Here is a 16,914-nt window from a genome sequence, read left to right as displayed (position 1 = left end):
TATTTTGGTCCGGCACCGTGTGATAGAAAGTGCAACGAATACCGTGAGATGCTGTCCTCGAACAGACAAGGGGTGGTGAGGAACGCGGTCTGTTCCTCACACGGCGATGGCATGGTATTCGATGGGGTCGTTCGAGAGACTTCGTCTCTCGTGATCACGAAAATCGAAGATTTTCGAACGACCTCATTGACCGGGCCACAGCCCTATACAGGGGAGGAAACGAGAATTTCTCCGGTATGCTGCCGGTTCCCCTTGAGTGCGGGTTGGAACCTCGAACGTCACACTCGGCGGAAATCTCATGGTGGGATTCCACGCCCTTCAGGGCGTGGAGGAGGTCAATGAACCTGTCCGACGAGAGATCGTTGGACCTAGTCGAACGACCACTCCGTTTCGATCTCTGGTGGGTTCGAGAGGGTCTGCAGGACCACACAGTATTGCTCCGTGTACCGCTGGAGTGCGTTCGCAGTCTCGGAGTCGACGTCACCGTCCACGGAAACCTCGAGCTGAACGTCCTGAAACCCGACGGGTACGTCGTCGGCGATCCCGAGCGTCCCCCGAAGGTCGAGATCACCGTGGACCGCCGTCGATATCTCGGCGTCGGTATCAAATGCGTCTGCAACCGCCTGGGCAGTGAGTTGTGAACAGGCGGCGAGGGCTCCGAGCAAGAGATCGCCCGAACATGCACCCGTTCCGGGACCGGCTGCTCCCTCGTGTAGTTCTGCTTCGTACATCGCTCGCCCGATATCGACGCTACAGGAGCGAACGTCGGACTGCTCTTCTCCCTTCGCCGACAGGCTGATTTGTGCCTTCTCGGGGTCTTCTTCGTACGTTTCTTTGAGTGGTTTCTGCTCCGCTTGTAAGTCGTTCTCGGACATATCCGGATCCACGACCAGGTACGTCATTTGTTACCAAAATACTAGGGACTGCCGGGAGGTGGAAATTGACATCTTTCCGCCCTTGAGAGGGGGTTTCCGCTCGCCACTGGCAGGACGGACCTCGAGAGACAGTGATCGCTACGATACACGATGACGCCGATCGTCCGCTCCGATAGACTCAACTATCGAACCCGTGTATTGGTACCGAATGACATCACCTTCGACCGCCGAGTGCGTCGGGTGCGGGGCGACCTTCCAGCGACAGACGGCGGTAACGGGTCGAGAGAACGAACTCGAGTGTCCGGAGTGCGGTCACAGCGTTATCCGCGGGGTTCCGACTGTTCGTGCTACGCAACGCGACCAAGTTACCACGGAGTGTCTCGGCTGCGAGTTACGCTTCCCGCGTCACGAGGCGGTTACAGAAACGAAGGGGATCCTGGCGTGTCCCAGATGCGGGTCGACGGATATCGAGACGGTTGGCGCACCGGAACGCCAGTGACGGCTGTGACCACCGTGGATACGTACCGGAAGCGCATCTGGCAAGATCGTTGCTGAAGCGGATCTGGGCGTCCCCTACCCAGTCACAACGCGATGCGGTCGGCAAGAGACACCGAGTCGCTTACCGATTCTCCGTTTGTGCCGCTACTCGCCCTCGAGGGGTTCTCCCCGGCGATCGATTCGCGTCGCGGGTAGGCCGGCTCGGTCGGCGTGTTCGCGGATTGCCTCCTCGCTTTCTGCCCGGTAGTGACAGAACGTGCCCGTCACGTTCCCCGCTTCGTTCGTCATCACTTCGGATTCGACCCAGCGGATCCCGATCCCCTCGTCCCGCAGCTCCTGCAGGGCCTCGCCGGATTGCTCACCCGCGGCCTCGAGTTCGTCCGTCGTGATCGGTTCGTCGAGCGAGCGCAGTATCAAGAAATCCGTCAATTCTTGATTGTCCATCGGTGTCACTACCCACACATTCCACTCCCCCTGTAATGAGGGTTAACATACAATCGAGATCTTATACTAGGAGCCACGCTCGAATGACGCGGACGACGTGACGTGGAGATCGATCGGACTTGCCATCCGCCCACCCCAGAAAGAGCGGGCTTCCGCTTGGCACTGTCAGTTGAGGGGGAGAGACTGTTCGTCGCTCCGGGGCGAACGATTCACTGGCGCCATCGCTTCCGATTCCGAGACAGCCACCCGTCGCAACTATCGCCGACGCGTCGCTCGGCGTCGTGAGGGACGATCGCCCGTCGAGACCGCTCGAGCGAACAGAACGTCCTCGGCCGATGGCGGCGGTTCGCGCCACCCCCTACCGAACCGATAGATCGTCGCCTCCCTTCGATCCCGTGAACTCGAGTTCGATCTCGAGTTCCCGCTCTCGCTGCTCGGAGAACTCGATCTCGACTTCGACGGGGTCGCTGTAGTTGAAGGGGATCTCCCACTCCGACGTGGAGATCGTAAACGACGAATCGGCCTCGAGTTGGTCGGCGAGATCGTGCAGGAACGTTGCCGTCTCCTCGCGGGAGAGGTACACCTCCTGTTCGAAGAACCCACTCGTGATCGTCTGCCGGTCGCTGGTTCGGTCGTCGGGCAGGTTGACATGGTCACTCATGCGAAGACCTGACACGACAACGGGGATAAAACTACCTTGTTGAATTATGATATATTAACCGAAATCCGAACTCGCGACCGGTCGGGATCGGCGAAACTCTTCTTGAGGTGGGTATCGAACGAACTCGCGTGACACTAATTGACGCCCTGGGAAACGGAACGCGGCTGGCCATTCTCAGAGAGCTTTCGCGGGAACCGATGTACGTCTCGGAACTCGCGGAGAAAATCGGAATGGACGGAAAAACCGCCGTCCACCACCTTTCGACGCTGGAAGAAAACGGACTGGTCGACCACTACAGGCGAGGCAATCGGAAATACTACGAACTCACTCGACGGATCGAGTTACGGATCGCCCCGACGCCGGAGCGCACCTTCGTTCTGCAGGCCGATCCGCTCGACGACGATCAGGACGAACGGTAACCGACGACCGGTCCCGTCTCCGAACGCAGTGCGGATAGCGCTGTTTCACGGGGTCCGTGTAGAGATTTCCCATGGAATACTCTCCCCGGCTAGTTAGATATATGTCCTCGATTCGCATGCGAGACTCACGTGCTCGAGACACTCACCGAGTCTGTTATCACGTCCCAGCGACCGTGGCTCGCGTACACGGTGCGCTTGCTCGGTGCGGACCTCCTGGTGAGTAGGACGAGCAGCTATCTGGGGGACAGTTCGGTGCCGTCGATCCGTCCGCCGACGTTCTGTGCGTCCCGCCCATCTGGCCGACGGCTCCTCATCGGGTTCCTGGTAGTTGCAGTGCTTGTCGCGGTCCCGGTCGCGCCAGCGCTCGCCCAGAGCGACGACGGCGGTACGAGCGAGGAAGGCGAGGGCGGTATCGAGGGCGTGATCCACGGATTCGTCGAAGCGCAGGGTGTAACGGGGGCGATACTCGTCCTCGTCGCGGGCGGGGTATTACTGACGGTTTGCGTCGAAAAGCTCATCAGTTATCTCACCCGCGCGGCGCTGGAACTGAAAATTTCGTTGTTCGCGCTCGCGATCGTTTTCACCGGGTTCGAGTTCGACGATACGGTCCTTGCGCTCGTTCTGTCCGCCGGTGACCTCGAGGGTGCCGCCCTCGGGACCGCGCTCGGGACCGGACTGGCTATTATCGGCGTGACGCTCGCGCTCGCCGCGATCATCAAGCCGTTCCCGGTCGACATCCCACCCGACTACGTCGCCCTCTTCGCGCTGGCACCGCTGCTGTTGCTCCCGTTCGTCCTCGTCGGGACGCTGACGTTCGTCCACGGACTCGCACTCGTCGGCGCGTTCGTCCTCACATTCGGCTACCTCATCGCGCGGGAATACCAGCGTGACACGCCGGTCTTCCGGAACACCGAACTTGGCGAGGAGATTCAGGCCGACGGCGGCATCACCGTCCCGGAGGCGCTCTCGGAAATTTCCGAGGATCAGATCGTCGGCGGCCGCTCCGATCCCGGCTGGATATGGCTCTCTCTCGCCGTCTTCGCGCTGATCGGCATCGTGTTCGCGTCGATGCTGCTCGAGGCGGGTTCGGAGGTCGTGGTCGACGGATTCGGCCTCGAGGAGACCGTCTTCGGGGCGACCGTCCTGACGGTACTCCTCACGTTCGAGGACGTCATGCTGACGATCGAACCGGTTCGGCGGGGCGTCCCCGAGATCGGCGTCGGCAACGTCATCGGGAGCGTCCTCTTCTCGGTGACCGGAAACGTCGGCGTCATCATGCTCCTCAGCGACCTCGAAATCTCTCGGTCCGTACTCACCTTCCATCTCCCGACGGTGATCGTCGTGACCGCCCTCGCCGCGTACTTCCTCTCCGAGGGCGAACTGAAGCGCTGGCACGGCTTCCTCCTCGGCGGCCTCTACGTCGTCTACTGGCTGATCGCGATCGTCGTCTTTGGCGGCGTTCCGATCAGTGGCTGAACGGCGGTGAGTCCAAGGAACTGGTCTCGCTGACAGATCTGTGCGCGTCGACGAGCGGATCGGGAGACGCTGGCAACGGCGGTCGGCGGCGCATTGCCCTTTCTCGTCGATCCGTCACGTTCCGTCGTGACCGCAGTCAGTAGCGACAGTGACGGTTTCCACACCGCTCGAAGAGCCCTCGTGCGATCGGGTGCACACTGACTGTCAGTGACTACTATATGTACGACCGTGCTACCATATCTCACATATGATCGTTCCGAGTTCGACGGTAGCCCTCGTCTCCCTCTTTTTCGTCGGCGTGGTGCTGGTGATCTGGTGCGTCGAGGTCTTCATCGAGGCCGTCGCCCAGAGCGCCGTCTCGCTCGGGATTTCCGGCTTCTTTCTCGCGGTCGTGTTGGCCGGTGTCGACCTCGAAAATGCCGTCCTCGGCGTAACCGCGGCGTTCGTCGAGTTACCGGACCTCGCGCTCGGGACCGTATTCGGGGAATCACTGTTCGTCCTGACCGTCGCTGTCGGACTTGCCGCGATCCTCGTCCCGTTTCGGATGGACGTTCCCCGGGTATACCTGCTCATGCTCGTTCTCGCACCCGTCCCCGCGTTCGCGCTGTCGATCAGGGGGACGGTCGGTCCGCTCGAGGGGGCGGTTCTCGTCGTCCTGTTCGTCCCGCTGCTGGCGTACACGTTCCGGCACGAACGCCGCTCCGAAACGACGTATCTGCTCTCGGACGAGGTGCGGGAGGTCGTCGACATCGAGGGCGACGCGAGCACGGAAGCACCGGATGGCGGCAGTGAACTAGAAGGGCAACGGGAACGGAAGTACGACCTCGATATCGACGAGTTCGTGCCGTCGTTCGAGCATCGGAGCGGCGGCTTCAATCTAGGCGTAGCCGTCCTCGCAATGGTCGGAATGACTCTCGGCTCCGGAATCACGGTAGTCAGTGCCGAGGGAATTTTCACCGCGCTCGGGATCTCGGGGCTGGCGTTCGGTGCGACGGTACTGAGCTTCATCGCATCGATCGAGGAACTGGCGCTCACCGTCGAACCGGTTCGGCAGAACCGACCGGAACTCGCCGTCGGGAACGTGGTCGGCAGCACGGTGTTCTACATGACGGCCAACATCGGGATCATCGCCTTGCTTCATCCGGTGAATACCGGCGGAGACGTCCTGACGGTTCACTGGCCGTTTTTCGCAGGCTGTCTACTCGTCGTAACGACGATGCTCGCTCGGGGTCGGGTCACGCGTGGTGGCGGAGCGATCCTGTTCGGGCTGTACATCGCGTACTGGCTCGTCAATTACCTGTAGCAGAACGAGACCGAGAGATCACGGAACGAAGCCGTACAGACGACCGATACGTTGTCGATTCCTATACATGCGAGGGACGCGAATCTTCGATTCGCGTGTCTCGGGAGTCCACGCCCTGACGGGTGTGGAGGGCGTCACGATGTCAGTGAATTTACCATCTTTCCCGCCCCTTAGGGCGGCGCTTTCTCCTCGCATACGGCGTCCGTTCGAACAAGACCCACGTCTAGATCACCGCGTCGGACTCATCAGCCGGGTAACACTGCTTGGCGTCCGCGAGGTCGAGCAGTGGCAGATCGATCGTGCCTGTCCGCCGGCCGTACAGCGGACCCCCCGCTGAGGATCTTGTCTTCCGTGCTGCCACTCGATGACCGACGAGCACGAGGGTCATGCTCGCATCCCGAGATGCATATCCCAGACACGCCGCAGTTTCGAGGGAAGCGCGTCGACCGACTCGACACGGTGACGGCCTCGGACAACCCACGCTGACGACACAGGGGAGCATCCGGAACCAGGCGAAGGCGGCGCTGAACTACGGATCGAAGCCCGTACAAGCCCGTGAGGATCACCGCGGCGAGGACAGCATCGCGAACGAACGAAAACCGCTGAGCGCGCATCATACCTGTCTGCCAGCCTACACTGTAGGAACGGTCTCGGCTGTCCTAGTGAACTCGATCGTCCTGAGCTGAAGGCAGTTCCCTGCTGCGTACACACCCGTCTCTCCACGCCTCGCTCACGCTATCCGGCAACTGTCAGAAAGCGCGTGCAAGATACAGAGTGGAACTGATCGCTGCAGAACATATAAGAAAACAATTACTTAAGCCTTTGCTGAAGTGATGGTGCAAATCTCGTACGAGACTCCTCTCAAATGAGAAGTAGATGGATCGCTCAGTAGATCGAATTCGAAATCCCGACGGTGACTACCATTCAGCATAGGTGAGATACTCGACACTCTCGTACTCGAGGAGCCACGTTCCGTAGAAATCGTCCACAGTAATCCCCTCGTGCTCTCGAATACGATCGATCACCGACTGGAAGGCGTCGTCGTCTTGGAAGTATCCATCGGTGATCGCCTCCTCGACGACCGCGCGTTCGGCGTCGGAAAGGTCTGTGAGTGTGAACAGGTACTGCTCTCGCACTTGGTCGGCAACTGTTTCGACGCTGGACGCGACTTCGGTCACTTCGTATCGATACTCGGCCTCAGGCGCGGTTCGCGAATCGACCGCAACCCGATACCGATTCCCGTCGTGGAGAACAATATCGTACTGCCGATCCGGAACGAACACCGACTCGTTCCCGACTTCCTCAGCAGTTCCGTAATCGACGCCGAGATCATATCCGTCCTGACTGGGAGGGGTGCCTTCTGAAACGATCGGGTCGAGGCGCTGGCGATCCGCCTCGGGCAGGTCGTCGTATTCGATCTCGCCCAGTTCGGTCGTTGAATTGGCTGGATCGAAATCGATGAGAACCTCATAGACCGTCACCTCGCTACTCTCGAGCCGAGTCTCCGAGACTTCGTAGAAGGAGCCTTCGACCCGGACTGTGTCAGTGCGGTCGAATAGTTCGTACCGTCCTCTCCGTCTGGCCGATCCATTCTCGAGGGCCGACAAGACGAGAGTATATTCGGCTGAACCGGGATCAACCGACATCGAAACTTCATTGGCGATATCGTCTGCCGTCGCTTCGTCCATATCGAGGACGACAGATGGATGGGCGCATCCGGCGACAGCGGCGGAGAGGAGGGCTGTTCCGCTTGCGAGGTACTGGCGACGTCGCATACCACTCTTGACAGGCAGTTAGAACGAAAGTTTTCTGGTTCACCTCGCCTCTGCGTCGAGGGATTCGTATATCGTCGTCGACGAGACGGCGCAGCGTGCGGTGATCACGGACATCGTCGGGGATGGGCGGCGGTAGGATACTTCTGAACGGGGAGGGCCGGTCGCCTGCTTCCGGGTCCAACTCGGGCGAAACACATCGTCAGGTTGCTGCTCTGTACGTGACACGACCGCTGAGTACCGATCAACAACAGACGGTTCCGACAGGATTGAAATAACTATTCGCCGATCGTTGCGACTGCGAAGGTCGCGCTTTCGACCACGAGCGCCTTCCGGTCCAACTGCTGCGCGTTGGCGACGCGATAGCTCCCGGATGTGCCGCTGTCGAACCTCGCACCCTCGAACGGTCGATGCGGCGGATTCCGCGTGAGCATCGATCGCCCAGAGACGGATCCAGTGAGGACGCCCCCACTCGACGAGAAGACGGCGATGAGCGAGCCTACTGCCGCACGCGCACCTCACTGGCCCCGAATCGAGCGGCCGGGCGGCGCACCGGAAAGACCCGGGTAAAAATCCGCAGCGAGTGAGAGAAGATGCGGGCGAAAGACAGGGGACGTATCGATCACGTGGGCCCGTCTCTTTCACCGGCCATAGAGGACGTACGAAGCACTGAGGAACATGAGCAGAAAACCCACTCCGAATCCGACGATCGTGTTTAACTCAACCTGACCAAAGAGGAATCCCCCGATGCTGCCCGCAATAAGACTGCTGAGCATGATAAAGAAGCCCGTCTGCCACTCCTCGATAAATTCGACGACCGTCTTCTTCGACATGGGATGAGCTACTGAAGAACCAAATAAAATCATTTCGACATGAATTACGCTGCTGATTACGCGCTATGCGTTCAGCAAAACCTGGATCTTCAGAGAACCAGTACGTCACCAGCGACGGATGAACACCAGCCAGTATGCCAATCCACCAGAGGGTCCGTTCTCGCTCACAAAATAGTTCTCCGGGTCGCTCACTGGAAGGACGGCGCTTGACAATCGAACGGTATTCACTTTCCGTCGGGTCGTCATCGGGAGAGATGATTCCATTCTTTTCGAGGAAGTACGCAGTGATGAACGGTTCTCCGAGGCTCGGGACTGTTCGATCGATAGCACCCTCATACAAGGCGTCGTGGAGAATTTTCACGCGTCACAGGGGTCTTTCCCGTGGACCTCCCCTTGCATCTGTTCCACCAGTTCTGGAACCGCTAATGCGGGGGGACCGAAGGCAGCCTCACTCGGTTCCCCCTCCGCGAAAAGGCCGTACACTCCAGTTGCGGACCGCCCAGTATCGATTCTGGACCTCGATGGGGGAACCGGAAATCAGTCGGGCGACCATTCGCACGCGTTTCCCGCAGTCAGGTCCTGGGCATCGATGTGTGCTGATAGGCAGGCGTAGTTGCAGAAGTACGCGGGCGAGCCACAATCTGCGGTACAATCACGTACGCAGATGGGGTCGTGGTCGAAAATACGGGCCTCACAGTACGTACAGGCTTCATCCGGCTCGGGGAGCTCCACAGTTGTTGACATACCTACACCGACGGACTTGAAACACGAGAAAGTTTCGCACAGAGTGAACGAAACGTATCGCTAAAGACGGAACGGAGTAGAGGGCCTCTCGTTCATCGGGGTTGAATACGCTGATTGCGGCGGGAGAGTTGGATGCCACGAGCGATAACGTAGATGAGGACGCTAGCGAGTCCCGTAACGATGCAGAAGCGCGCAATGGCGTACCCAGTTCGAAGAAGAAACTCCCCGGCCGGGCATACCCGATGGTTCCGATTCCAAATCTTCCGATGGCAGCGAGGATGCCTCAAAAAAGGATGAGAGCACAAATTCGGCCTCCTTCTCGGAGCAGATCTTGAGGGGCAATTGGCGTGGGGGCTGATTCAGTAGCTATGGAACGGTATTTGCGGTCCTGAAACGAGTGTTTTCCCACGCGGTCTCGGGGCTGTGATTAATAGCGTGCGTGTCCGATCGATTCGGACTCCCTATTCGGGAGGCTTCGACGGATATGATTCACACCAGAGAGAATGCCCGTCGGTCAATAAGCAGACCTTCTTACCACTGGTTTGTCCAGTCCGTGTCTGCGCACCAGGATGTCAACAGAGCCACGGACCGCTCAGATATCGACAAGTAGAGGGGTTCACCCACCAAGCGATCACAACTGGAGCGTGTAGATATTCGTCGGGTAAGAACGTCCTGCGATCTCGTATTCCCCCGTATCTGTGCGCTCGAACCCCTTCGCTTCGTAGAACCGATCAGCAATCCCGTTCTCTGCAAACATTTCGAGTCGCACTGCATCGACCGACTCGGGAAGCACTTCCAGCCCTCGTTCGAGCAGTGCTGTACCGATTCCTCGGTTCCACCAGCCCGGTTCGACGTAGATCGCTTTCAGGCCGGCTTCGTCCGTACCAACAAACGCTTTCGTTTCTGCATCACCCCACCGAACGTCTGCAAACCCCCGAACGACTCCCTCGTCATCGACAGCCACCAGAACGCCCTCTCGGTGTTCACGGAGCTCGTCCTGCCATCGCTGTACTTCTTCCGCAGTCGGCGTAATAGTCTGTTTCTGTAGAACTTCGGCCGGAAGAAACCCCTCGTACGCTTCTCGCCATGCCAGTCCGTGTACCCTGATGAGTCCCCTCACGTCACCTTGCGCCTCGATATGGCGGACCTCCATAGTCTGTAATCCGGGCACGGTATCAAAAAAGTAGCCACCTGACAGATACTCCTCGGAACGATAGATGCGCGTCTGTATGCGACACGCCCCTCATGAAATAACACTGTCAGGTTGTTTCGGCGGTGCTGAATACAGGGTGCGAATAGAGCAAGGCACCCTCTCGAAATGGAGACGGCTTGGACCGGTCAGTACAGTCTGTAGATGTACCATTGACGGGTTCCGTTCCTGGATTCTCCGAGTGAGTGGTTCAAGCTAACGATTCAATTGGCTCGGCGACGAATTGAACGACATGGTCGATAATTCACTCGACAATCTCGACCGTCGTATTCTGCACCTGTTACAGGTGGACGCCCGTGGTGCCAGCGACACGGACATTGCCGAGGAAACTGACGTCACCGCGACGACGATCCACAATCGGATCGAGAAACTGGATGAGAAGGGAGTCATTCTCGGTTACAATCCGGAAATCGACTACGAACAGGCGGGCTATCCGATGCGCGTCTTGTTCATCTGTTCGACCGACCTGTCCCAACGGTCGGATATGGCAGAGAAGGCTCTCGATGTGCGGGGAGTCGTCAACGTCCGGGAGATGCTGGCTGGCGAAGAGAACCTTCACGTCGAAGTCGTGGCCGAAGCGACGTCCGACGTCAAGCAAAGTACCGAACAGTTAGACAGGTTGGGCCTGCGAATCGTGAGTAGCAATATTCTGGCGGAGGAACACATCCAACCGTGGAATCACTTCCATCAGGAGATCGCCGGCGAAGACGCCGAGTCTCCATCGGACAATGGCCCCTCCGAGGAATAGTCGCTCACCGGAACGGCACCACTAGTTGGACTATTGAATTTTCCCAGCGATGCCCATCCGACGTACCCCCCATTTCCCTTGGGAAAGTCAATCACCTACCCATCTCCACGCAGAATTGTAAAATTCATAAAATTATCGCAAAAAAGATGTTAAGAGGCCCAAGCCCAATCGATACACGATGGAAGAACCGAACACGTCACGACTGACCGAAACACTCGATATCTTGACTCACCCGTACCGGCGCTACGTGTTGTATTATTTAGCCAACGAATCCGAGGTGGTCAGTATCGACACTCTCAGTTCCGCGATCGCCAAATGGGACGGAGTCAAGACCAGAACTGACCGGAACAACGGGAGCAACGACATCAAGACCGGTCTTCGTCACATGCACCTCCCGAGAATGGTAGACGCAGGCATCATAATGTTCGGCGCAAATATGGACTCCGTTGAACTCAGAGAAACGGATGGGCTTGACCGGTTCCTCGACGACATGGCCCGTATCGACGGCTACGTGCAAACCGCCGCTGGCGACTGAGCGCGCGAACGTCCCAATCCGCCCACCGTTCCTCGCGTCTCGTTTCGACTATCGTTGGCAGTTACACACATCTTTTGATCGATCGTCAGTCTTATTTTCAGGCGGTTTCGGACTGGACGCCGCGGTTGATAAGCACAGCTACGTAACAGCCGTTTCAGGTGACGTCATCCCTGAAGGAGGGGTTTCAACAGAGCCGTCTCGGTAGAATCAGAGCGAGGGAGTCGTGTAGTGGGGGTGTCTGCCCGGACAACAATAGTTACACGATCCCTCGCCACTTCAGTCAAGCTATTCCTGGTAAGTAACTCTTTGGTCACTCTCCTAATATATAGCCCTTTTCGGAAGAAATCGAACCGCTCCGGTCAGCGCTACGAGTGCTAGATCAGTACTCGATACGTGAATCAAACTCCGGAAGAACGTCCCACGTTCGAATGGGGGCTAGGTTTACAAAACGAATGATGGTACGTTCCCGAGCAGTTTCGAGGGACTGTCCGCCGAGTCCATGCGAATGTGCAACCGGGTTCGGCAAGATTGACGAGGCCACAATAATCCAATGAGATGACAACTAATAAAGAGATAGTTCGGCGCGATCCAGAGGAGATTTGGACCGAGGGGAACCTCGACGCCATCGATGAAATCTTTGCAACGGATTTCGTCCTGCACGACCCGTCTTCGGCTGACGAACCGCAAGATCGTGACGACTACAGGGAATACGTCGAAACCTATCGAGAGGCGTTTCCCGACGTAGAATACGAAGTCGAAACTGCAGTTGCCGAGGGCGCGACTGTCGTGGTTCGATACACCGCACGCGGCACTCACGAGGGCGAATTTATGGGCCTGGACCCAACCGGTGAGCACGTTTCGGTATCGGGGATGGAAATGTATCGCGTTGACGATGGAAAGATCACCGAAATGTGGACGAGTTACGACGCACTCGGACTGTTTCAGGAACTCGGGCTCATCCCCTCGGTTGAGGAACTCGGTGAGGAGTGGAATACGAACTGATCGAAGGCAGGTCCCCGCTTCCTCTCGCCCACCCTACTGCAGATCGACTACTACTGCGATGATCGTCACGGCCAGCGGGAGCAGAAGAATTACCAGAAACCACCTGCTGAATACAGAAGGTCTATGCAACACAGGGGTTCCGTTTCTTTCGAGGTGGCTATACTGAATCCGGCGCACACTACAGTTGCGTATCGATCGTCGAAGAATTTCTCGGATCCTGAAAGTGTTCGTCCAGATGAACTGACTTCACCACACGTATTTAGCATCTGTCATGCTGGCCGTGAACGAGAAATCGTTGGATGCGGGTTACCTTCCTTGCACTGATCGATCGTTTGAGACACCGTCACAAAAATAATAATCGCCTCTTGTCTATACTGCACCTATGCTCGGTGTGGATCGGCCTCCGGCTATCGTTGCGAACGACTCAAATCGGGTTTCGGCCATCCACGTGATCGCCCTCTCTGGCTTTGCGTTGATCGGAATCGGAATATTGCTCCCGTGGGTCGGTGAAATCCAACCACGGGTCTACATCCTCGGAATGGAATCCGGTTTCGAGCGACAATGGGGGAAACGGCTTTTGCTCGGGGCAGTACTCGGCACCGTCCTCGTGTTGGCGAGTCTTACCTCCCATGGTCGGTGGTCCATCGTCGGGCCGATCCTCGGCGCGATCGGTGTCGGTACGGTTCTGATCACAGTCTCTGCCCCACTTACTGGCCAGTGGCCTCCCGAAATCGGCGTCTACGTCACCCTTCTCGGTGGGCTTCTCGTCACGGGCGCGTCGATCGCGCCGCTCATCGGAGCGCCTATTCGCCGTCCGTAGACGCCTCTGCATCCAGCGCGTTGTTCTTGACAGGGACTGGAGGATTTTTGGTTAGCAGCGGTAATCCGCTCATCTATACTGAGCGATTCGTTCTGTTTCGATTGAACGTCAGTGCATGCTGAACACGCGACACCTGTTCAGCATCGGCTGAGTGCTCTACCTGAACACTGTCAGAAACGGCGTGCTGCATACAGAGGATGTATTCAGGAGGAATTTCAAACGTATGATGGATTTTCGAGAGTATGATCAAAGTCACGTCACTTAGCGGTGACGTAGGTGAGGAAGGCCAGAGCGACGGTCTGAAGCGCGCGGAGGGCGGCCACGGACTGCTGGACGCCCGGGGAATTAGCGTAGAGCATCCCGGTGCTGAAAAAGAAGTAAATTGCGACGACATTCTCGAGGAGCATAACAACGCCGAACACGGCTAGTCCTGCGGTCATCTCGGATCCGAACGTTCGGTAATTGCGCACCCAGATGACCGTTAATATCGACAAAAGGAGAACGTTCACCCCAGAGAGGACGGTCGCTACCAGCATCCAGGGTCCCATAGCATCCACCATTCACATCGCCTCCAGAACGCTTTCGAACTCCTCGCGGTGGCGTTCGAAGCGGTCGGTCAGGAAATATAGCTTCCCGTAATCGTCGCCGCCGGATTCGATAACGTCGTGTTCCTGTAACATGTCGAGGTGGTGTCTCACCGTATTGTAGTCGACGTTGAGGCACTCAGCGAGTTGATTGGCGTTTCGGGGTCGCTCGTCGATAGCGGAGATGATGCGCGCGCGGTTCTTGCCGCCACGCATGCCAACGAAGAGGTACCAGAGTGCCTTCTCCATCCGTGCGTATCCTCGTCTCGGCGGGTTATGAGTTCGGCGTTCATCCCCCCACCGTCTCGGTGACCCAGTCGATCGCCCTGATCGCCGACCTCCTCCCGTCCGTCTCGAAGATATACCGCCACTGGCGCCAGACGTCGTCGCCAGGTACCGGCTCCGACAGTTCAGCACAATTCCGGGTGGCGGCGCCGTCTGTGGACACCTCGACACGCTCGACACCTCGGATCCCGGCGTAGTCGTGCCCGGTAATCTCGAGACGGCCGTCGTCCAGGCGCGTGTCGGCCCAGTGCTTGGCGACAGTGTTCAGCGGACCCGTGGCATCCCACCTGCGCTGTTCCCAGTGGCCGTCCATTTCCTCGTCGAGCAACTACTGGACGGAGACGATTGGACAGTTGACGTTCGTCGCGTCCGAGGCCAGGATGGAGGCGCTCGTGGCCGATTCGAGGTCCAAGACGCTCTCGAAGTCAGTGTTATCATAGATGCTGACCAGCCACAGCGGGGAGTACCTGGCGTCGCCCGGCAGTGTCGCGACCACGTTGTGCGTCTGTGCGCTGTCCGTCTCGGTCTTGAATCCGGACGGTGGTCCGCCGCCCTCCTCGTCCGGATTTTTGTTGAAGGTGACGTAAATGGGCGAACGCAGTACGGATCCGTTCGACGCCTTGATCGGTGCTTCTTCGAACAGGAAATAACTCACCACCTGCCCGTCGTACCATCCATCCACTAGTTCGGTGCTGCCGTCGCCGTGTCGCATCGACGCCGTCGAGCCCTCGGGAACGACCGGGCAATTCTTTATCACGTCGGTCGATTCGACGTCGTACTCGGCGTCCATCAGGCTGCTGGCACTAGTAATCGTGTTCGCTTCGTACCCGTCGGGGACCGTGACCTTGTTGACCTGCCAGAAATCGTTGTACCCGTCGTCGCCCGGGACAACCCCGACGACGTTGAGCTGGCCCTCTACCGGATCACCGTTCTCGTCGAAGAACGCGTAGATGGGTGCCGGCGCCGTCGGCTGGACGTCGAAATCGTAGTACTGGACGACCTCCCCCTCCGGTCCGAATCCCTGGGCGAGAAAGTTTCGGTCGAAATCGATCGCTTCGCCGGGATCTGGGAGGTCGTTGTCCGGCCCGCGGACGTGCAGCATCCCTGCCTCTTCGCTGAATCGATCTATCGTCACCCGAGATGCGTCCGCGGGGTCGGACGGTTCCATCCTGTCGTCCATCGAATCGTCACCCGTCGAACCGTTGTCCATCGAATCCTCGCTCCCGTTGCCGGTACAACCGGCCAGTGCGAGGGTCGTGATTCCACCTACCGTCTGGACGAACTTCCGTCGTGTCTCATCGATCGTCATGCAACCAGCTCAAACCCGAGCCCCATCGAAGTAAATTTTTCAAGAAGTGGACAAGATCGGTGAGGATTCCGTTGAAGATTAGTTCAAAATCTATTCAAAATTGCGTCGGGTCGAGTGCCTCGCAGGAGCATATACGTAGCTATTGCATCGCCGACTATCAGTTCGATAACTGATGAATACGTGCTCTTTGTGCAGCAACCACTGAACGAACTCCCGAATAACTATCAGAAGCGGTGTAATGAATACCGAGGGCGCATTTATCAGGACGACTGTATTTATTCCAAGCGATTTCTGGTGACGCTACCGTTCAATGGATACGTGAGTTGGCCACTCTCGGACTACTGTGTCGTGGTGAAAATTAATCGTCTTGCTCGGCATTCGATAGGGGGACTTCCTCCGGTTGCGGCTGTAACTGCCGGACGAGATTCAAGTGCATCAGGTGCAGATGCATTCCGATTCCGTACAGGATCAGGCCCAACCCGACGAACGTGAGCGGCATGAGGACCGACTCGATTGCCTGTGATGTACTTTCGAGATTCGCGGGAAGCACGCCGACAACGGCCAACAGAAACGCAGTTAGAATGACTGCGAATCCCGCGCGGACGACACGGGAGTATCTCCCGACCTGCTGAAGTCGTTCTCTGATCTCCTCTCGGGAGGGTGCTGGTTCACGAGCCATAGCTTACGAATCTCCCATCCCCTCTCTCTCGTTTCCCCCGCGGAGGAAACTCGATCAATCTTCGGTCCACCACATGAGGTCCTCCTTTTCGGTGCCGCAGTTGGGACATCGCTCTGGGAGTCCGTCGGCAATCTCGCCCATCTCACCGCAGTTCATGCATCGCCACATGAGGTGGGCCTCGCCGAAGTCGTGCCCCGACCTGGCATGTTCGATACTGAGCTGTTCCATGCCGTCTCGCGTCGATACGAAGAACCCTCCCTTCTCGTATCCCCGTACAGTCCCGAGTAACTCTCCGTCTTTATCGTAAATATTCTCTCCGAGAGCGATCGACTCTGCTTCTTGCTCTGCCTGTTCTTCTCCCTCTTCTTCGGGTCGCTCACCACGTCCACTCATAGTTTCACGCTGGATTTTTTGAAAGTCCACATCGCCTCCCGACCCGCTGTTCGTGAAAACAGGAAGTCACGTGGGCGATTTGAGTTACTACCATCAAAACACGCTTCACCAGTCAGGGGGGTAAAACTGGGGCCGGAATGGGCAGCCTGCTAAGCGAATATTCTTGTACTTACCGATTCTTTATCGGCTCTGATCGAGCAATAGTGTGTGCCGAATATGTGTCTTCTATTCAGCAGCGGTTGAGCGTTCTGCCTGAACACTGTCACAAACGGCGTGCTGCATACGGAGGCTGAGTTCGGTACATCGGCTTGGTTTATTCCAGCC

The 16,914-nt window shown here is 57.9% G+C and carries 20 protein-coding genes; 6 read left to right on the top strand and 14 right to left on the bottom strand.

The genetic code is table 11. The features are described from left to right. Positions 1–368: 368 nt before the first annotated feature. From MUG98_RS05080 to MUG98_RS05070, 3 genes are all read right to left on the bottom strand, one after another. Positions 369–875, bottom strand: a complete 507-nt coding sequence (locus MUG98_RS05080; protein WP_265111066.1) for an OsmC family protein — start codon at positions 873–875, stop codon at positions 369–371. Positions 876–1,517: 642 nt separating this feature from the next. Further along, a complete protein-coding gene (locus tag MUG98_RS05075; RefSeq protein ID WP_265111065.1) occupies positions 1,518–1,817 on the bottom strand; it encodes a DUF4242 domain-containing protein in 300 nt (99 codons plus the stop codon). A gap of 358 nt (positions 1,818–2,175) precedes the next feature. Then, positions 2,176–2,478: an amphi-Trp domain-containing protein gene (locus MUG98_RS05070; RefSeq protein ID WP_265111064.1), complete on the bottom strand. Its 303-nt coding sequence runs from the start codon at positions 2,476–2,478 to the stop codon at positions 2,176–2,178. A gap of 128 nt (positions 2,479–2,606) precedes the next feature. Here MUG98_RS05070 and MUG98_RS05065 point away from each other — a divergent pair, with 128 nt between their 5' ends. The 3 genes from MUG98_RS05065 to MUG98_RS05055 all read left to right on the top strand — a co-directional run bounded on the left by MUG98_RS05065 (position 2,607) and on the right by MUG98_RS05055 (position 5,676). Next, the gene (locus tag MUG98_RS05065; RefSeq protein ID WP_265111063.1) at positions 2,607–2,897 is read left to right on the top strand and encodes an ArsR/SmtB family transcription factor; all 291 of its coding nucleotides are present in this window, start codon (positions 2,607–2,609) and stop codon (positions 2,895–2,897) included. A 411-nt stretch (positions 2,898–3,308) separates the two neighbouring features. Then, positions 3,309–4,373, top strand: a complete 1,065-nt coding sequence (locus MUG98_RS05060) for a sodium:calcium antiporter (protein ID WP_265112557.1) — start codon at positions 3,309–3,311, stop codon at positions 4,371–4,373. A gap of 247 nt (positions 4,374–4,620) precedes the next feature. Next, on the top strand, positions 4,621–5,676 hold the full coding sequence (locus MUG98_RS05055) for a sodium:calcium antiporter (protein WP_265111062.1): 1,056 nt from the start codon (positions 4,621–4,623) through the stop codon (positions 5,674–5,676). A 917-nt stretch (positions 5,677–6,593) separates the two neighbouring features. Here the strand turns inward: MUG98_RS05055 and MUG98_RS05050 are convergent. From MUG98_RS05050 to MUG98_RS05035, 5 genes are all read right to left on the bottom strand, one after another. Next, complete coding sequence (locus MUG98_RS05050; RefSeq protein ID WP_345779790.1) at positions 6,594–7,451, bottom strand: hypothetical protein; 858 nt, start codon at positions 7,449–7,451, stop codon at positions 6,594–6,596. A 275-nt stretch (positions 7,452–7,726) separates the two neighbouring features. Continuing rightward, positions 7,727–7,882 carry a hypothetical protein gene (locus MUG98_RS05045; RefSeq protein ID WP_265111060.1) on the bottom strand — a complete coding sequence of 52 codons (156 nt, stop codon included), beginning with the start codon at positions 7,880–7,882 and terminating at the stop codon, positions 7,727–7,729. Between the two features lie 207 nt (positions 7,883–8,089). Beyond that, positions 8,090–8,281: a DUF8144 family membrane protein gene (locus MUG98_RS05040; RefSeq protein ID WP_265111059.1), complete on the bottom strand. Its 192-nt coding sequence runs from the start codon at positions 8,279–8,281 to the stop codon at positions 8,090–8,092. A 537-nt stretch (positions 8,282–8,818) separates the two neighbouring features. Continuing rightward, positions 8,819–9,025, bottom strand: coding sequence for a hypothetical protein (locus MUG98_RS25385; protein WP_345779789.1), 207 nt, complete (start codon positions 9,023–9,025; stop codon positions 8,819–8,821). Between the two features lie 631 nt (positions 9,026–9,656). Beyond that, on the bottom strand, positions 9,657–10,178 hold the full coding sequence (locus MUG98_RS05035; RefSeq protein ID WP_265111058.1) for a GNAT family N-acetyltransferase: 522 nt from the start codon (positions 10,176–10,178) through the stop codon (positions 9,657–9,659). A gap of 289 nt (positions 10,179–10,467) precedes the next feature. On the opposite strand from MUG98_RS05035, the gene MUG98_RS05030 reads away from it, so the two are divergent. The 3 genes from MUG98_RS05030 to MUG98_RS05020 all read left to right on the top strand — a co-directional run bounded on the left by MUG98_RS05030 (position 10,468) and on the right by MUG98_RS05020 (position 12,520). Beyond that, positions 10,468–10,983: an Lrp/AsnC family transcriptional regulator gene (locus tag MUG98_RS05030; RefSeq protein ID WP_265111057.1), complete on the top strand. Its 516-nt coding sequence runs from the start codon at positions 10,468–10,470 to the stop codon at positions 10,981–10,983. Between the two features lie 178 nt (positions 10,984–11,161). Next, the gene (locus MUG98_RS05025) at positions 11,162–11,518 is read left to right on the top strand and encodes a DUF7344 domain-containing protein (protein ID WP_265111056.1); all 357 of its coding nucleotides are present in this window, start codon (positions 11,162–11,164) and stop codon (positions 11,516–11,518) included. 555 nt (positions 11,519–12,073) lie between these two features. Beyond that, a complete protein-coding gene (locus tag MUG98_RS05020) occupies positions 12,074–12,520 on the top strand; it encodes an ester cyclase (protein ID WP_265111055.1) in 447 nt (148 codons plus the stop codon). Positions 12,521–13,597: 1,077 nt separating this feature from the next. On the opposite strand, the gene MUG98_RS05015 is transcribed toward MUG98_RS05020, so the two are convergent. The 6 genes from MUG98_RS05015 to MUG98_RS04990 all read right to left on the bottom strand — a co-directional run bounded on the left by MUG98_RS05015 (position 13,598) and on the right by MUG98_RS04990 (position 16,590). After that, the gene (locus tag MUG98_RS05015; RefSeq protein WP_265111054.1) at positions 13,598–13,888 is read right to left on the bottom strand and encodes a DUF8036 family membrane protein; all 291 of its coding nucleotides are present in this window, start codon (positions 13,886–13,888) and stop codon (positions 13,598–13,600) included. Positions 13,889–13,900: 12 nt separating this feature from the next. After that, entirely contained in the window at positions 13,901–14,173 is a 273-nt protein-coding gene (locus tag MUG98_RS05010) for a winged helix-turn-helix domain-containing protein (RefSeq protein WP_265111053.1), read from the bottom strand. 40 nt (positions 14,174–14,213) lie between these two features. Continuing rightward, positions 14,214–14,537: a molybdopterin-binding protein gene (locus MUG98_RS05005; RefSeq protein WP_265111052.1), complete on the bottom strand. Its 324-nt coding sequence runs from the start codon at positions 14,535–14,537 to the stop codon at positions 14,214–14,216. Then, positions 14,538–15,518: a hypothetical protein gene (locus MUG98_RS05000; RefSeq protein WP_265111051.1), complete on the bottom strand. Its 981-nt coding sequence runs from the start codon at positions 15,516–15,518 to the stop codon at positions 14,538–14,540. Positions 15,519–15,876: 358 nt separating this feature from the next. Then, positions 15,877–16,197, bottom strand: coding sequence for a hypothetical protein (locus MUG98_RS04995; protein WP_265111050.1), 321 nt, complete (start codon positions 16,195–16,197; stop codon positions 15,877–15,879). Between the two features lie 54 nt (positions 16,198–16,251). Then, positions 16,252–16,590, bottom strand: coding sequence for a DUF7130 family rubredoxin-like protein (locus tag MUG98_RS04990; RefSeq protein ID WP_265111049.1), 339 nt, complete (start codon positions 16,588–16,590; stop codon positions 16,252–16,254). Between the last annotated feature and the right edge of the window lie 324 nt (positions 16,591–16,914).

The organism is Halosolutus halophilus, from assembly GCF_022869805.1.
GTDB classification, from domain to species: domain Archaea; phylum Halobacteriota; class Halobacteria; order Halobacteriales; family Natrialbaceae; genus Halosolutus; species Halosolutus halophilus.
Note: the sequence above shows the minus strand (reverse complement) of the source record. Positions and strands in the feature narration are given on the sequence as shown.

Excerpts from the sequence above, each read along its gene's own strand:
- MUG98_RS05055 (WP_265111062.1), top strand. The coding sequence starts at position 4,621 with ATGATCGTTCCGAGTTCGACGGTAGCCCTCGTCTCCCTCTTTTTCGTC.
- MUG98_RS05035 (WP_265111058.1), bottom strand. The coding sequence starts at position 10,178 with ATGGAGGTCCGCCATATCGAGGCGCAAGGTGACGTGAGGGGACTCATC.
- MUG98_RS05070 (WP_265111064.1), bottom strand. The coding sequence starts at position 2,478 with ATGAGTGACCATGTCAACCTGCCCGACGACCGAACCAGCGACCGGCAG.
- MUG98_RS05000 (WP_265111051.1), bottom strand. The coding sequence starts at position 15,518 with ATGACGATCGATGAGACACGACGGAAGTTCGTCCAGACGGTAGGTGGA.
- MUG98_RS05075 (WP_265111065.1), bottom strand. The coding sequence starts at position 1,817 with ATGGACAATCAAGAATTGACGGATTTCTTGATACTGCGCTCGCTCGAC.
- MUG98_RS05020 (WP_265111055.1), top strand. The coding sequence starts at position 12,074 with ATGACAACTAATAAAGAGATAGTTCGGCGCGATCCAGAGGAGATTTGG.
- MUG98_RS05080 (WP_265111066.1), bottom strand. The coding sequence starts at position 875 with ATGTCCGAGAACGACTTACAAGCGGAGCAGAAACCACTCAAAGAAACG.
- MUG98_RS05010 (WP_265111053.1), bottom strand. The coding sequence starts at position 14,173 with ATGGAGAAGGCACTCTGGTACCTCTTCGTTGGCATGCGTGGCGGCAAG.
- MUG98_RS05045 (WP_265111060.1), bottom strand. The coding sequence starts at position 7,882 with ATGCTCACGCGGAATCCGCCGCATCGACCGTTCGAGGGTGCGAGGTTC.
- MUG98_RS05040 (WP_265111059.1), bottom strand. The coding sequence starts at position 8,281 with ATGTCGAAGAAGACGGTCGTCGAATTTATCGAGGAGTGGCAGACGGGC.
- MUG98_RS04995 (WP_265111050.1), bottom strand. The coding sequence starts at position 16,197 with ATGGCTCGTGAACCAGCACCCTCCCGAGAGGAGATCAGAGAACGACTT.
- MUG98_RS05025 (WP_265111056.1), top strand. The coding sequence starts at position 11,162 with ATGGAAGAACCGAACACGTCACGACTGACCGAAACACTCGATATCTTG.
- MUG98_RS05050 (WP_345779790.1), bottom strand. The coding sequence starts at position 7,451 with ATGCGACGTCGCCAGTACCTCGCAAGCGGAACAGCCCTCCTCTCCGCC.
- MUG98_RS25385 (WP_345779789.1), bottom strand. The coding sequence starts at position 9,025 with ATGTCAACAACTGTGGAGCTCCCCGAGCCGGATGAAGCCTGTACGTAC.
- MUG98_RS04990 (WP_265111049.1), bottom strand. The coding sequence starts at position 16,590 with ATGAGTGGACGTGGTGAGCGACCCGAAGAAGAGGGAGAAGAACAGGCA.
- MUG98_RS05030 (WP_265111057.1), top strand. The coding sequence starts at position 10,468 with ATGGTCGATAATTCACTCGACAATCTCGACCGTCGTATTCTGCACCTG.
- MUG98_RS05015 (WP_265111054.1), bottom strand. The coding sequence starts at position 13,888 with ATGGGACCCTGGATGCTGGTAGCGACCGTCCTCTCTGGGGTGAACGTT.